This window comes from Rhodococcus spongiicola, assembly GCF_004011835.1.
In the GTDB taxonomy this organism is placed as follows: domain Bacteria; phylum Actinomycetota; class Actinomycetes; order Mycobacteriales; family Mycobacteriaceae; genus Prescottella; species Prescottella spongiicola.
This window is the reverse complement of sequence record NZ_RKLN01000002.1, coordinates 561,601-575,906: the sequence shown is the minus strand read 5'-3', so window position 1 is coordinate 575,906 and position 14,306 is coordinate 561,601. Positions and strand designations below refer to the sequence as shown.

The window sequence follows — 14,306 nt, the reverse complement described above, 5'->3', positions numbered from 1 at the left end:
GTGGCATCCCGCACAGTCCTTCCAGGAACAATCCAGCCAGGGAAACCGACAAGGACATCCATGCCTCCACTCGAACCGACAATCTCCGCCGAGGCGATCACCCGGGCCGCCGAACGCCTCGCAGAGGCCGCGAAGACCGGTATCCCGTGCCCCCCGGTGAGGGACCTGATCGGCCCGTCCGACATCGGCGTGGCCTACCAGGTGCAGCAGAAACTGACCGACTGGCGCCTCGCCGACGGTGCCACCATCGTCGGACGGAAGACCGGCCTGACCTCCGAGGCGGTCCAGAACCAACTCGGCGTCAACCAGCCCGACTTCGGCGTGCTGTTCGCCGACATGGACGTCACCGATCTGCCCGAGGTACCCAGCGAGCGCATGCTCCAGCCCAAGGCCGAGGCCGAGGTCGCGTTCCGCCTGGGCACCGATCTGACCGAGGGTGACTTGGAGATGGATCAGATCCGCGCCTCGGTGTCCGGTGCGGTGGCCGCGCTCGAGCTCGTCGACAGCCGGGTGGCCAACTGGGAGATCGGCATCACCGACACCGTGGCCGACAACGCCTCCTCGGGCCTGTACGTGCTCGGCGACAACTGGCTCACCCTCGACGAGGTCGAACCGAAGGATGTCGTCATGCGCATGTACGCCGACGGCGATCTGGTCTCCGAGGGCAACGGAGAGGCGTGCCTCGGTGACCCGCTCATCGCTCTGCAGTGGCTCGCGCGCACGGCCCTCGAGTACGGCCAGCCGCTGCGCGCCGGCCAGATCGTGCTCTCCGGCGCCCTGGGCCCGATGGTCTCTGCTGCGCCCGGTATGGCCATCCGCGCCGAGCTGTCCACCCTCGGCACCGTGACTGCCGCTTTCTCCCGGAAGGAATCGTGACGAACGTGACGAACAACGCTGAGCCGAAGAAGATTCGGGTCGCCATCATCGGATCGGGCAACATCGGCACCGACCTGATGATCAAGGTGCTCAACAAGTCCGACGTACTCGAGATGGGTGCCATGGTCGGCATCGACCCCAGCTCCGACGGCCTCGCCCGGGCACAACGCCTGGGCGTGCCCACCACCGCCGAGGGTGTCGACGGCCTCATCGCCATGGACGGCTTCGGAGACATCGACATCGTCATGGATGCGACATCAGCCAAAGCCCACGTCGCCAACGCCGAGAAGCTCGCGCCGTTCGGCAAGAAGCTCGTCGACCTCACTCCAGCCGCGATCGGCCCGTTCGTGGTGCCGCCGGTCAACCTCGAGGAGCATCTCGACGACGACCTCGACAACCTCAACATGGTGACCTGTGGCGGTCAGGCCACCATTCCGATGGTCGCGGCCATCGCTGCCGTCACCCCGGTCCCCTATGCCGAGATCGTCGCCTCGATCTCCTCGAAGTCGGCCGGCCCCGGTACCCGCGCCAACATCGACGAGTTCACCGAGACCACGTCGAACGCCATCGAACGCGTCGGCGGCGCCGGACGCGGCAAAGCGATCATCATCCTGAACCCGGCCGAGCCACCCATGCTCATGCGTGACACCGTCCTGGCCCTGGTCGGTGACGCCGACCAGGAGGCGATCCGGACGTCCGTCAAGGAGATGACCGACCGCGTCGCCGAGTACGTGCCCGGCTACCGCCTCAAGCAGGAGGTGCAGTTCACGCCGATCGCACCCGACGAGCCGGTCCACACCCTGCTAACCGAGGGCGCAGACCCGGTCACGACCAAGGTCACCGTGTTCCTCGAGGTCGAGGGTGCCGCCGACTACCTGCCCGCATACGCCGGCAACCTCGACATCATGACCGCGGCTGCCCAGCGCACCGCCGAGTCCATTGCGCGTCGTCTCATCGCCGCGCGCAGCAACGACAACACTCCCGCGGAGGTCTGAGCGTGCCCACCAAGCTCTACATTCAGGACGTCACCCTGCGCGACGGCATGCACGCCGTCCGGCACCGGATGACCCCGGAGGACGTCGCCCGCATCTCCGGCGCTGTCGACGCTGCCGGCGTCGATGCGATCGAGGTCTCGCACGGTGACGGTCTGGCAGGCGGCTCGCTCAACTACGGCCCCGGCAGCAACACCGACTGGGAGTGGATAGAGGCGGCTGCCGATGCCATAAAGAACGCCAAGCTCACAACCCTGTTGCTGCCGGGTATCGGCACGATCGAGGAACTCGAGCACGCCTACAAGCTGGGCGTGCGGTCGATCCGCATCGCCACCCACTGCACCGAGGCCGACGTATCCGCCCAGCACATCGCCAAGGCCCGCGAACTCGGCATGGACGTCTCCGGCTTCCTCATGATGAGCCACATGGCCCCCGCCGAAGCTCTCGCTCAGCAGGCCAAGCTCATGGAATCCTATGGCGCACACTGTGTCTACGTCACCGACTCGGGCGGACGGCTGACGATGGATGGCGTCCGCGAACGCATCCGTGCGTACCGCGACGTCCTCGACGCCGACACCCAGATCGGCATCCACGCCCACGAGAATCTGTCACTGTCGGTCGCAAACAGCGTCGTGGCGGTCGAGAACGGCGTCTACCGCGTCGATGCGTCGCTGGCCGGTCAGGGCGCAGGTGCCGGAAACTGTCCTATCGAGGCGTTCATCGCGGTCGCGAACCTGTACGGCTGGGAGCATGGCTGCGACGTGTTCGCGCTGCAGGACGCGGCCGACGATATCGTTCGGCCGTTGCAGGATCGCCCGGTGCGGGTGGACCGCGAGACCCTCACCCTCGGCTACGCCGGTGTGTACTCGAGCTTCCTCCGCCATGCCGAGAAGGCGGCGCGCGACTACGGTCTCGACGCCCGCGCGATTCTGCTCGAGGTCGGCAAGCGAGCCCTCGTCGGTGGCCAGGAGGACATGATCGTCGACATCGCGCTCGACCTGCTCAACAAGTCACCCGAGACGGCTGCCGCCTCGGCCTGAGCCGCTGACCAGGGGCGGGCCCGTTCACGAACGGGCCCGCCCTCCAGGTTATCTGAGTCGGTGCATCCGAGTCAGCCCATCCGAGTCGACCCATCCGCCTCCGTGGTTCGGGCTTGGGCCGACTCCGTGCGCACTCAGGTGAGGATCTGGTAGACGAACAGAGCGGAAACGCTGAGAATCGCGCAGAACCCGAGGACGCCGAGAACGTTCTGCCACGGCTTGTTGCGGAGATGCCCCATGAGGGCCCGGTTGTTGCTCATCACGAACAACAGGAACCCGAGGAATGGAGCGACGAGCACAGTAAGCGCCTGGGCGCCGATGATGAGCTGGATCGGGTTGGCCTGCACGACGAGGGTGACGGTGAGCCCGACGGTGAGGATCGCGCCACTCGCCAACTTGGCAATGGTGCTCGACGAGGTCGGACCCTTGCCGAGCGCGTCGGAGAAGATGATGCCGCCGCCGGTCGCGTTGGCGACCATCGAGGAGAACGCGGCCCCGGAGAGTCCGATGGCGAAAATCGTCGATCCGACGGGTCCGGCGAGGGGCTCGAAGATCTTGGCGAGAGCAGCGAACGAGGTCGCCTCGACACCCTCGCGGCCGAGGACCGCGGCGGAGACGATCATCACCAGAGACGACATCACCGTCGGCGCGACGATACCCGGGATGGTGCCGACGATGGTCGCTTCGCGGTACTGGGCCTCGGTTCGGTTGCGTTCGTGGGTGGTGTAGGAGGCGAAGAATGCGGCGTTGAGCGAGAAATTGGTGCCGACGATGGCGACAACGAGTAGCTGAGCACCAGGCGGAATGCTGGGAACGATGCTGTTCACCGCCTCGTACCAATCCGGCTTGGCGATGACCGCACTGATGGCGAAGGTGGCCGCCATGATCGCGATGGCCGTCACCACGATTCGCTCGACCATGCGGTAGACGTTGCGGAACAGCAGAATCATGCCGACGGCGGCCGTGCACACCGCGCTCCAGACCAGCGGGGAGCCACCGAATACCAACGACAGTCCCAGCCCGGACCCGACCGCGTTGCCGACCGAGAAACACAGGGTGATACAGAAGACACCGACACCGGCGGCAACGCCGGCGCCACGGCCGAGTACCTCTTTGACCGAGCTGATGAGCGAGACGGGTGTGCGAATGCCGAGGCGGACACTCATATCCGCGTAGGTGAGCGAGAAGATCGCCGAGGCCGCGAGGACCCACACCAACGCGTAACCGTATTCGCTGCCGGCCTGAATCGAGCTCGCGAGGGCGCCGGGTCCGAACTGCCAGGCCCCGACGATGAAGGCGGGCCCGGCCATCGCCAGCAGCCGGACCCAGCTGCGCTGCGCGCCGGGCCGACGAACGCGCAGTTCAGGATCTCGAGCGATCACTGCTCTGCCGCCGGGTGAACCGCCTGAGGTACGAGCTTGTTTTCCCCATCTGTGAGCATTCCTTCCATTATTCGAACCTCAGGCGGTGATAGGCCAGACCAGGGGGTGCAGATCGGGGGCCATCTTCCGCTGACGGCGCGAACTGAGACTCATGACGGCCGGGGCATCGGGGCGAGTGTGGGCTGGAGTCTGCGAAGGCGTGGTCGTCGACCCACACTCCGCGGGCCGACGACGACACCCGTATCGACACCGAATGGGTGTGCAGCGACAAGCGCTCCGACAGGACCGGACTTGTCCTCCGCTACACGTAGGCGACGACCGAGTTCAGGCCCGCGGATTCGAGGGCCTTGGCAATCTCGGAGCCTGCTCCCGCAGCCAGAGGCAGAAGCGGCGGGCGAACGGTGGCGTGTTCGAGGACGCCCCGGGCAACCAAGCCTTCCTTGAGGGCGACGGTGCCCTCCATGTGTGAGCCGCGGTGGTAGACGGTGCGGGTTACCGGCAGCAAGCGGTCGTGGATGGCCCGGGCAGCGGCGTAGTCCTTGGCCTTTCCCGCGGCGATCAGTTCGACCAGTGGCTCGGGCGCGAGTCCCCCGTATCCGACGAGGGCACCGTCGACGTCGAACATCGTGTGGAGCAGGTACTCGTCGTGGCAGGTGAGGATCTGCAGGTCGGGGTTCTCTGCCCGGAGTACCGGGATTTCGGTGTCCCAGCGTCGCATGTTGCGCACGCCGTTCTTGGTGGCGAACACACCCGGTTGAGCGGCGATCTCGAGTTGGGTTTCGAGATCGTAGGTGGCCTTGGTGACGTCGGGGTATTGGAACAGGATTAGCGGCAGACCGGATTCCTCGTGGATCTGCCGGTAGCGATCCTGTGGCGCGCCCTTCTGAAAGCCGAATCGTAGCCATCCGTGGGACGGGTAGACGAGCCCTGCGGCAGCGCCGACGCTCACCGCCCGCTTGGCTTCTTCGGCTGCGACGGCGGTTCCCTCGCCCGTGATGCCCGCGATGATCGGGACACGGTCGTCAACTGCTTCCCGGAACGCCGAGATCACGGCCGCCTGCTCACCGGCGGTGAGGAAGGTGCCCTCCCCGGCGTGACCTAGAACGACCAGACCCTTGACTCCGTCCACACCGGCGAGCCAGGACCCGAGGCGGTTGATCGCCTCGAAGTCGAGGGATTCGTCCCTTTTGAACGGGGTGACTGGGGCCGGGACAAGTCCTCGGAGGTCGAGTGACATGCAATCTTCCTTCTTCGTCGTGGTGCAAAACCATGATGCGCAAACGTTTCCGGTAACGTTTCCGGGAACGTTTGCATCGTGCTTGTAGCCTGGTCCCTGTGTCAAGGGTCACAAGGTCAAGGGTCGCGAGATGAACCGTCAAAGGTCACGAGTCGGAGCGGCCTCCTTAGGCTTTCTGGCGGGCGATGTTCGAGCAGCATGAGCAGACAGATAGGTAGGCGTGGAGTGGAATCGAGGCAGAGCATGGAATCAGGACTGAGCGCGTCGCGACCGACGCCGGACAGGCATGCACCCGTCACCCTGCGTGACGTCGCCACGGCAGCCGGCGTAAGCCCATCGACGGTGAGCCGGATCCTCGACGACCGGGTCCCGGCCTCACGAACGGCTACAGCAGAGCGCGTGCGAGCCGTCGCTGCCTCCCTCGGCTACCGCCGCAACACGTTCGCCTCCAACCTGCGCCGCGGCAAAACCGCCACGATCGGAGTTCTCGTACCGCGGCTGTCCGACACCGTCATGGCCCTCATGTTCGAAGCGATCGAACGGGCAGCGAACCGGATCGGCTACTTCACCGTGGTAGCCACCACCGGCGACGACCCGACGGACACGCAAGAGGCGGCGCAGACGCTTCTGAGCCGCAATGTCGACGGCTTGATCATCGCCTCGAGCCAGCGGAAGGACGCCTTGCCGCAGCAGCTGCGTCAGGAAGGCATCCCGCACGCCCTCGTCCTTCGCACCGACGGCATCAGCCCATCCTCGCTCGGTGACGATGAGGCCGGCGGCTACCTCGCCACCCGACACCTCATAGACCTCGGGCACACCGATATCGCCGTACTACCCGGGCCACTGTTCACCTCGACGGCCACCGGCCGCCTCGCCGGGAGTATGCGGGCTCTGAACGAAGCAGGTATCGAGACGGACCCGGATTGGATCATCGAATCGGGCTTCGGAATCGAAAACGGTGCGGAAGCCGGTCGTCGTCTGTTCGGTTCGTCCGCGCGCCCCACCGCAGTCTTCGCAGCGAACGACAACCTAGCCCTGGGCGCCATGGCTGCAGCACACGAACGATCCCTGTCCGTCGGTGACGATTTCGCGCTCGTCGGATACAACGACATCCCGCTTGCGCACCTACTGTCGGTCCCCCTGACCTCGGTACGCACGCCCTTCGACCAGATCGCAGCAACCGCTCTCGATCTGATGCTCGCGCCTACGCCTGTCAACGACCCGATCCGGCATGCTCTTCCCACGCTGATCCCCCGCAGATCATCCGGACTGCCGGTGACCAGGGCCAGCGACGATTGATCAGGTTTGGAGGGCCGACCGGGCAGCCAGCGGCCTCCGGCGCATACGCGCCCAGTCAGGAAGTCGCCCCGTCAGGAAGCTTGGTGAGATCCCTCGCCCGTCACGCCGACTTGTCGCGGCGCTCACGTTCCGGTTTGCGGGGCACGATCGTCGGCAGCACGTTGTCGTTGACCGTCTCGGCGGAGACGACCACCTTCGCGACATCGTCACGGCTGGGGATGTCATACATCACCGGCAGCAGGACTTCCTCCATGATGGCGCGCAGACCACGAGCGCCGGTACCACGATGGATGGCCTGGTCGGCGACCGCCTCGAGCGCGTCGACGGTGAACTCCAACTCGACGCCGTCCATCTCGAAGAGCCGGGTGTACTGCTTGACGAGCGCGTTCTTTGGCGTGGAGAGGATCTTGACCAGTGAGTCCTTGTCGAGGTTCGTCACCGAGGCCACGACCGGGAGACGGCCGATGAACTCCGGGATCAAGCCGAACTTGATCAAATCCTCGGGCATGACCTCGGCGAAATGATCCTGCGTGTCGATCTCGGCCTTGGAGCGCACCTCTGCACCGAAACCGATGCCCCGCTTACCGACCCGCTCCGAGACGATCTTCTCGAGACCGGCAAAAGCGCCAGCGACGATGAACAGCACGTTCGTCGTGTCGATCTGGATGAACTCCTGGTGCGGATGCTTGCGCCCTCCCTGAGGGGGAACACTCGCCTGGGTACCTTCGAGGATCTTCAGTAGCGCCTGCTGCACACCTTCGCCGGAGACATCCCGGGTTATCGACGGGTTCTCGCTCTTGCGGGCGATCTTGTCGACCTCGTCGATGTAGATGATGCCCGTCTCGGCGCGCTTGACGTCGTAGTCGGCCGCCTGGATCAGCTTCAGCAGGATGTTCTCGACGTCCTCGCCGACATAGCCGGCCTCGGTCAGCGCTGTTGCGTCGGCGATCGCGAACGGCACGTTGAGCATCTTCGCGAGCGTTTGCGCCAGATAGGTCTTGCCGCAGCCGGTGGGGCCAAGCATCAGAATGTTCGACTTCGCCAACTCGACAGTCTCGCCGCGCGCGTCCCGGCTACGGTCGCCGGCCTGGATCCGCTTGTAGTGGTTGTAGACCGCAACGGCCAACGTCCGCTTCGCGGAGTCCTGGCCGATGACGTAGTTCTCCAGGAAGCTGCGAATCTCCGCGGGTTTCGGGAGCTCGTCGAGCTTGACCTCGCTCGACTCGGCGAGTTCTTCCTCGATGATCTCGTTGCACAGATCGATGCACTCATCGCAGATGTAGACCCCGGGTCCCGCAATGAGCTTCTTGACCTGCTTCTGGCTCTTACCGCAGAACGAGCACTTGAGCAGATCCCCGCCGTCACCGATGCGTGCCATCTCGTAAGGTCCCTACTTCCTTGTCTACGTGCAAACCCCGACACCCACTCCCGCAAAGCCATCCAGCGACTCCGCATCCCGGGTCAGGTTCGAGGGGTCATGGTGTGACCGTACCCGCAGATCGCGAACGAGGTCGACCAAAAGCCCGCTATTCCCCCAGTGCAAACTTTGTTACATCGGACGAATCTTGCCCGCGAAATCAGCGTGGAATACCCAAGCTTGACCCGTATACACCCCGGCCCGCCGCAACCAGAGAACTCGGCGTGTCGGCGGACCGGGATGTCGCAGTCACTTCTGGATGGAGAGCTTCCGGTACTCGAGCACGTCGTCGATGATGCCGTACTCCTTGGCCTCCTCGGCGGTGAGGATCTTGTCGCGATCGGTGTCCTTGCGGATTACGTCGGGATCCTTGCCAGTGTGCTTCGACAGGGTCGTCTCCATGAGGCGACGCATCCGCTCGATTTCTGCCGCCTGGATCTCGAGGTCCGAGACCTGACCCTGGATACCGCCGGTCGCCGGCTGATGGATCAGGACGCGGGCGTTCGGCAGCGCGAGGCGCTTGCCGCGGGAGCCGGCCGCGAGCAGCACCGCGGCCGCGGAGGCCGCCTGGCCGAGGCACACGGTCGTGATGTCGGCTCGCACGTACTGCATAGTGTCGTAGATCGCCATGAGCGACGTGAACGAGCCACCGGGCGAGTTGATGTACATCGTGATGTCACGGTCCGGATCGAGCGACTCGAGCACCAGCAACTGGGCCATGATGTCGTTCGCCGACGCGTCGTCCACCTGCGTGCCGAGGAAGATGATCCGCTCCTCGAACAGCTTGTTGTACGGGTTGGACTCCTTGACGCCGTAGCTGGAGTGCTCGATGAACGACGGCAGGATGTAGCGGGACTGCGCGCCGGCCGGAGCTCGGCCGCCGAGATCATGGGCGGCACGGCCACCGAGATCATGGGCGGCACGGCCACCGAGATCATGGGCGGCACCGCTGCCGGGACCATGCGCGGTACTGCCGTCGTGAGCACGAGGATCGAACAGGTTGGTCATCGGTTCTCCAAGGGTGGTCTGTGCAGAAGGGCGTTGGACGGGCGCGGGCCTAGTTGCCGGTGCCACCCGCTTGCCGCGCGCGGGCGACGACGTGATCGACGAAGCCGTACTCGAGCGCCTCCTTGGCGGTGAACCAACGATCCCGGTCCGAATCGGCGGTGATCTGCTCGACCGTCTGGCCGGTGTGCTCGGCGATGAGCTCGGCCATCTCGCGCTTGGTGTGCGCGAACTGCTCCGCCATGATCGCGATGTCGGACGCGGTGCCACCGATACCGGCGGACGGCTGATGCATCATGATCCGTGCGTGCGGCAGTGCATACCGCTTGCCCTTCGTGCCAGCCGACAGCAAGAACTGCCCCATCGAGGCGGCCAGACCCATGCCGAAGGTCGCGACGTCGCACTCGGCGAACTGCATGGTGTCGTAGATCGCCATGCCGGCCGTGACCGAACCGCCGGGCGAGTTGATGTAGAGGTTGATGTCTCTCGTCGGATCCTCCGCCGACAACAGCAAGATCTGAGCGCACAGCTTGTTCGCGATGTCGTCGTCCACCTGGGTACCGAGGAAGATGATGCGCTCGCGAAGCAGGCGTTCGTACACCGAGTCGCTGAGATTCAGACCTGAGGTGGCCGAAGTCATGGCGGGATTCTGGTAAGTCACGGTACCTGCCTTCTGGATAAGTCGTTGGGGCCTGACACAGACACTAACGAAGTAGGGCGGCACCGGAGTCCCGGTGCCGCCCTACTTCGCTGAAAGCGGAAAAGTCGTTCCCTGCAAGACGTCCTCTGACGACATCACAGACGTCGCGAGGGTCTGCCTCTACTTGTCACCCTCGGCGTCGTCACCCTCGGTCGACTCGGCCGCGCCGAACATCTCGGCGGTATCGACCGTCTCGCCCGCAGTGTCGGTTACCGTGGCGGCTTCGACTACGCCCGCGAGCGCCTTGCCGCGGCGGACGTCCGCGAAGACGGCGCCGAGCTGGTTGGCCTGCTGGATCTGCTGAATGAACTCCTCCGGAGCCATGCCGTAGCGCTGCGCCTGGAAAAGGATCCGCTCGGTGAGCTCATCCTGGCCGACGGTGGTGCCTGCGGCATCGGCGATGGCGTCGAGCAGCAGCTGGGTCTTCACCGAGCGCTCAGCGGACTCCTTTGCGTCTGCGTCGAACTGCTCGCGCGTGGTGCCCTGCTCCTCGAGCAGCTCGTTGAGCTTCGCCTCGTCGTGGTCGAGACCATGAATGGCATCGTGGAGGGCGGCATCGACCTCCGCCTGGACGACGGCCTCGGGCAGCGGAACCTCGACGGTCTCGAGCAGCGACTCCAGGACCTTGTCGCGGATCTGGCCTGCCTGCTCGACCTTGCGGACTCGCCCGACGCGCTCGCGCAAGTCAGCCTCGAGTTCCGCGAGGGTATCGAACTCGCTTGCCATCTGAGCGAACTCGTCATCGGCCACGGGCAACTCGCGCTCCTTGACCGAGTTGACGGTGACGGTGATGACGGCTTCCTGGCCGGCGTGCTCGCCCGCAACCAGGTTGGACGTGAATTCCTTCGACTCACCGACGCCGACGCCGACGATCGCCTCGTCGAGGCCCTCGATCAGCTGACCGGAGCCGACCTCGTGGGACAGACCGGCGGTGGAGGCCTCCGGTACGTCCTCACCGTCGACGGTGGCGGACAGATCGATCGAAACGAAGTCGCCGTCCTGCACAGGGCGCTCGACGCCCGTGAGCGTGCCGAAACGCTGACGCAGCGACAGCAGTTGCTCGTCGACGGCCTCGTCGGTGATCTCGATCGGATCGACCGTGACCGAGATCGTGCTGAACTCGGGGAGGGTGATCTCCGGGCGGACGTCGACCTCGGCGGTGAACGCGAGCTCCTCGCCGTCCTCGAGCTTCGTGACTTCGATGTCCGGCTGACCGATGGCTTTCACCTCGGACGCCGAGACGGCCTCGGAGTAGCGGGACGGCAGAGCGTCGTTGACGACCTGCTCGAGCACGGCGCCACGACCGACGCGGGCCTCGAGCAGTTTCGCCGGAGCCTTGCCCGGCCGGAAGCCGGGGAGACGGACCTGCTGCGCGAGCGTCTTGTAGACCTTGTCGAAATCCGACTTGAGCTCCTCGAAGGGCACCTCAACGTTGATACGGACTCGCGTCGGGCTGAGCTGCTCGACGGTGCTCTTCACGGATCTGACTCCTTTTTTGCGGGTGATGCTCAGTTCGATATGTCGTTCGTACGCGACTGGGCCGCGTCCGCGGCTCCGTCGCGCGATTGGTCGGGGTGACAGGATTTGAACCTGCGACCCTCCGCTCCCAAAGCGGATGCGCTACCAAGCTGCGCCACACCCCGTCCGGAACAGGACTTCGCGAACCTCGCGAGGACCCGGGGCAGAATCCTACGGCCCCCGGATTAGGAATTCCAAAGCGAGGTCGGTACAGTCTCATCTCGCACACGGCACCACTGGCGATCCCACGAATGCCGTTTGCACGGGGATGTAGCTCAATGGTAGAGCCCCAGTCTTCCAAACTGGCTACGCGGGTTCGATTCCCGTCATCCCCTCTCAGGAAACCCCGGACCATCTGCGCAAGCGCGGAGGCCGGGGTTTGTTCGTTCCTGGTCCGGCCGATGCCATCGATATGGAGCCGAGACCTAGAGGTCCGCAGGACATCAGCGCCCGGTACCCTGGGCCATGTCCGCTTTGCCGCTCTCGGAAGGCACCTCGTGGAACTCCTTCTCATCGCCGCCGTTCTCGCCGCCGTCGTCTTTCTGGTCATGAAGAGCCAGAACAAGGACAAGGCCGGTACGGCGAACCAACTCGACGACGCCAAGGCGGATGCTCGCCAGGCGATCGAGCGACTCGGTGGCCAGGTCTTCAATCTCACCGGCACCGACGACGCCTCCAAGCAGGCGCTCGCAGACGCATCCGAGCGGTACACCGCCGCCGGTTCACAGATCGAGCAGGCCACGACGCCCGTGCAGGCGCGTTTGGCCAAGCAGACCGCCCTCGAAGGCCTCTACTACATCCGTGCCGCGCGCACCGCGATGGGCATGGATCCCGGCCCGGAGGTCCCGAGCATCGACGGGCAGAAGTCGGCCGGTGCTGTCACCGAGGACCGGGAGATCGAGTTCGAGGGTCGTCAGGTGGCGGCGTCGCCGAACCCGTCGGCGCGCACGCCCAACTACTACCCCGGCGGCCGGGTTGCCGGACGTCCGGTCCCGGCGGGCTGGTACTCCGAGCCGTGGTGGAAGCCGGCGCTCGTCGCGGGCGCTTGGGGCGTCGGGTCGATGTTCCTGTTCTCGGCCATGTTCTCCGGCATGGCCGGGGTTCCTTATGACGCCGACGAGTTCGCCGACGGCTACGAGGCCGGCCTCGAGGACGGTATGGCCGGTGACGGCGCCGAAGGTGGGGACTTCGGTGGCGGCGAGGACTACACCGCGATGGACGGCGGCGACTTCGGCGGCGGCGACTTCGGCGGCGGCGACTTCGGCGGCGGCGACTTCGGCGGCGGCGACTTCGGCGGGGGCGACTTCGGCGACTTCGGCTTTTAGTCAGCCTGACAAGTGGGGCACCAGAACAGGTTGCGCCCTTTCATCACGATGTGAGCGATCGGCGTGCCGCAGATGCGGCACGCCGATCCTGCTCTCCGGTAGGTGTAGGTGCGCGGACGATCCTTCGCGTACGCCGGCTCGCCGTGATCGTCCTCGGGACGCACCACGTGCATCTTGCCGCGGCGCACCCCGATCCTCATGAGATCGACGAGGTCGGCCCACAACGCATCGAACTCGGCGCGGCTCACGCGGCGACCGGGGCGCTGGGGGTTGATCCCGTGCCGAAACAGGATCTCGGCCCGGTAGACGTTCCCGACACCGGCGATGACCGCCTGATCCATCAGCAGGGCGCCGATCGGTGTCGGCGACGTGGAGATGCGCGCCCACACGCGCTCGGGATCGGCGTCCTTGCGCAGTGGATCGGGCCCCAGCCGCGCCTCGATCGCCGCGACCTGTGGTGGATGGAGCACCTCACACGCGGTGGGACCGCGTAGATCCGCACCGTACGCGGCGCCGACCATGCGCATGCGGACCTGCCCCACAGGAGGTTCGAGCGGCACCGCGGACTCGGTGAAGGTTCCGTACAGACCCAGATGGACGTGGACTACGAGGCCGCCCTCGTAGTGATGCCACAGGTGCTTGCCCCAGGCATCGGATCGGACGAGGACGCGGCGGTCGATCAGGGCCGCATCCTCGGCGAATCGCCCCTGCGGGCTGGACACGCGCACCGGGGATCCCGCGAACCGACGGTGGTGCAGGCGCGCAAGTCGGTGCAGCGTGTGGCCCTCGGGCAAAGCGGCCTGCCTAGGCTTCGGGAGCGCCGGGGACCGCGGGAGCCACGCCCGTCTTCTCGTACTCGGCGAGGATGTCGATGCGGCGTTGGTGGCGCTCCTCCTGCGACCACGGCGTCGACAGGAAGGCGTCGACGATCGCGAGGGTCTCCTCGAGGGTGTGCATGCGACCGCCGATACCGATCAGCTGGGCGTTGTTGTGCTGGCGCGCGAGTTGCGCGGTCTCGACGCTCCAGGCCAGTGCGCACCGTGCGCCGGGCACCTTGTTCGCGGCGATCTGCTCGCCGTTGCCGCTGCCGCCGAGGACCAGGCCCAGGCTGCCCGGGTCGGCCACGACGCGGCGGGCCGCCTCGATGCAGAAGGCCGGGTAGTCGTCGAGGGCGTCGTAGGCGTGCGCACCGCAGTCGATGGCCTCGTGGCCGTTCGCGGTGAGGTGTTCGATGATCTGGTTCTTGCGTTCGAAGCCGGCGTGGTCGGCACCCAGGTATACGCGCATGCCCCAATTCTGACAGGCCATGTCGCCGTGGCACCCCATGGGGACGCTGGAGTCGACACCCCATGAGGACTCCGGAGTCGACACCCCATGAGGACTCCGGAGTCGACACCCCATGAGGACTCCGGAGTCGTCGATGCCAGGACGTGCCGGAATGCGGACGTGACGGAGGACATAGGCATGCGCCCGAACCCATCCCGGCCCGGTAGAACCGGGATTACGCCGGTAGAT

At 65.8% G+C, this 14,306-nt stretch carries 13 protein-coding genes and 2 tRNA genes; 6 read left to right on the top strand and 9 right to left on the bottom strand.

Annotated elements, in window-relative coordinates; all coding sequences use genetic code 11:
- Nucleotides 1-60: 60 nt before the first annotated feature.
- The 3 genes from EF834_RS07365 to dmpG are packed head-to-tail and all read left to right on the top strand — an operon-like array spanning nt 61 to nt 2,908.
- The gene (locus EF834_RS07365) at nt 61-876 is read left to right on the top strand and encodes a 2-keto-4-pentenoate hydratase (RefSeq protein WP_127946533.1); all 816 of its coding nucleotides are present in this window, start codon (nt 61-63) and stop codon (nt 874-876) included.
- A gap of 5 nt (nt 877-881) precedes the next feature.
- Entirely contained in the window at nt 882-1,871 is a 990-nt protein-coding gene (locus EF834_RS07360; protein ID WP_127946532.1) for an acetaldehyde dehydrogenase (acetylating), read from the top strand.
- A 2-nt stretch (nt 1,872-1,873) separates the two neighbouring features.
- Nucleotides 1,874-2,908, top strand: coding sequence for a 4-hydroxy-2-oxovalerate aldolase (gene dmpG, locus EF834_RS07355; RefSeq protein WP_127946531.1), 1,035 nt, complete (start codon nt 1,874-1,876; stop codon nt 2,906-2,908).
- Nucleotides 2,909-3,042: 134 nt separating this feature from the next.
- Here dmpG and EF834_RS07350 read toward each other — a convergent pair whose 3' ends face one another.
- Both EF834_RS07350 and EF834_RS07345 read right to left on the bottom strand, forming a co-directional pair.
- Nucleotides 3,043-4,218, bottom strand: coding sequence for an Nramp family divalent metal transporter (locus tag EF834_RS07350; protein ID WP_127946740.1), 1,176 nt, complete (start codon nt 4,216-4,218; stop codon nt 3,043-3,045).
- A 373-nt stretch (nt 4,219-4,591) separates the two neighbouring features.
- On the bottom strand, nt 4,592-5,527 hold the full coding sequence (locus EF834_RS07345) for a dihydrodipicolinate synthase family protein (RefSeq protein ID WP_127946530.1): 936 nt from the start codon (nt 5,525-5,527) through the stop codon (nt 4,592-4,594).
- A gap of 243 nt (nt 5,528-5,770) precedes the next feature.
- Here EF834_RS07345 and EF834_RS07340 point away from each other — a divergent pair, with 243 nt between their 5' ends.
- Nucleotides 5,771-6,826, top strand: coding sequence for a LacI family DNA-binding transcriptional regulator (locus EF834_RS07340; RefSeq protein WP_127946529.1), 1,056 nt, complete (start codon nt 5,771-5,773; stop codon nt 6,824-6,826).
- Nucleotides 6,827-6,926: 100 nt separating this feature from the next.
- Here EF834_RS07340 and clpX read toward each other — a convergent pair whose 3' ends face one another.
- From clpX to EF834_RS07315, 5 genes are all read right to left on the bottom strand, one after another.
- A complete protein-coding gene (clpX, locus tag EF834_RS07335) occupies nt 6,927-8,204 on the bottom strand; it encodes an ATP-dependent Clp protease ATP-binding subunit ClpX (protein ID WP_127946528.1) in 1,278 nt (425 codons plus the stop codon).
- 288 nt (nt 8,205-8,492) lie between these two features.
- Nucleotides 8,493-9,251 (bottom strand): ATP-dependent Clp protease proteolytic subunit, encoded by a 759-nt coding sequence (locus tag EF834_RS07330; protein ID WP_235871034.1) that lies wholly within the window; start codon nt 9,249-9,251, stop codon nt 8,493-8,495.
- A 49-nt stretch (nt 9,252-9,300) separates the two neighbouring features.
- Nucleotides 9,301-9,909, bottom strand: a complete 609-nt coding sequence (locus EF834_RS07325) for an ATP-dependent Clp protease proteolytic subunit (protein WP_127946527.1) — start codon at nt 9,907-9,909, stop codon at nt 9,301-9,303.
- A gap of 159 nt (nt 9,910-10,068) precedes the next feature.
- On the bottom strand, nt 10,069-11,427 hold the full coding sequence (tig, locus tag EF834_RS07320; RefSeq protein ID WP_127946526.1) for a trigger factor: 1,359 nt from the start codon (nt 11,425-11,427) through the stop codon (nt 10,069-10,071).
- Between the two features lie 87 nt (nt 11,428-11,514).
- A tRNA-Pro gene (locus tag EF834_RS07315) sits at nt 11,515-11,591 on the bottom strand.
- A gap of 139 nt (nt 11,592-11,730) precedes the next feature.
- On the opposite strand from EF834_RS07315, the gene EF834_RS07310 reads away from it, so the two are divergent.
- Together EF834_RS07310 and EF834_RS18170 are read left to right on the top strand one after the other, a co-directional pair.
- Nucleotides 11,731-11,801: transfer RNA gene (locus tag EF834_RS07310), tRNA-Gly, on the top strand.
- Between the two features lie 162 nt (nt 11,802-11,963).
- A complete protein-coding gene (locus EF834_RS18170; RefSeq protein WP_164874081.1) occupies nt 11,964-12,791 on the top strand; it encodes a GA module-containing protein in 828 nt (275 codons plus the stop codon).
- Here EF834_RS18170 and EF834_RS07300 read toward each other — a convergent pair.
- Both EF834_RS07300 and EF834_RS07295 read right to left on the bottom strand, forming a co-directional pair.
- Nucleotides 12,788-13,585 carry an Fpg/Nei family DNA glycosylase gene (locus tag EF834_RS07300; RefSeq protein WP_127946525.1) on the bottom strand — a complete coding sequence of 266 codons (798 nt, stop codon included), beginning with the start codon at nt 13,583-13,585 and terminating at the stop codon, nt 12,788-12,790. The two genes, EF834_RS18170 and EF834_RS07300, sit on opposite strands and share 4 nt — an antisense overlap.
- A 10-nt stretch (nt 13,586-13,595) precedes the next feature.
- Entirely contained in the window at nt 13,596-14,078 is a 483-nt protein-coding gene (locus tag EF834_RS07295) for a ribose-5-phosphate isomerase (protein ID WP_127946524.1), read from the bottom strand.
- Nucleotides 14,079-14,306: the final 228 nt, after the last annotated feature.

Excerpts from the sequence above, each read along its gene's own strand:
- EF834_RS07365 (WP_127946533.1), top strand. The coding sequence starts at position 61 with ATGCCTCCACTCGAACCGACAATCTCCGCCGAGGCGATCACCCGGGCC.
- EF834_RS07350 (WP_127946740.1), bottom strand. The coding sequence starts at position 4,218 with ATGGCCGGGCCCGCCTTCATCGTCGGGGCCTGGCAGTTCGGACCCGGC.
- EF834_RS07345 (WP_127946530.1), bottom strand. The coding sequence starts at position 5,527 with ATGTCACTCGACCTCCGAGGACTTGTCCCGGCCCCAGTCACCCCGTTC.
- EF834_RS07340 (WP_127946529.1), top strand. The coding sequence starts at position 5,771 with ATGGAATCAGGACTGAGCGCGTCGCGACCGACGCCGGACAGGCATGCA.
- clpX (WP_127946528.1), bottom strand. The coding sequence starts at position 8,204 with ATGGCACGCATCGGTGACGGCGGGGATCTGCTCAAGTGCTCGTTCTGC.
- EF834_RS07330 (WP_235871034.1), bottom strand. The coding sequence starts at position 9,251 with ATGACCAACCTGTTCGATCCTCGTGCTCACGACGGCAGTACCGCGCAT.
- EF834_RS07295 (WP_127946524.1), bottom strand. The coding sequence starts at position 14,078 with ATGCGCGTATACCTGGGTGCCGACCACGCCGGCTTCGAACGCAAGAAC.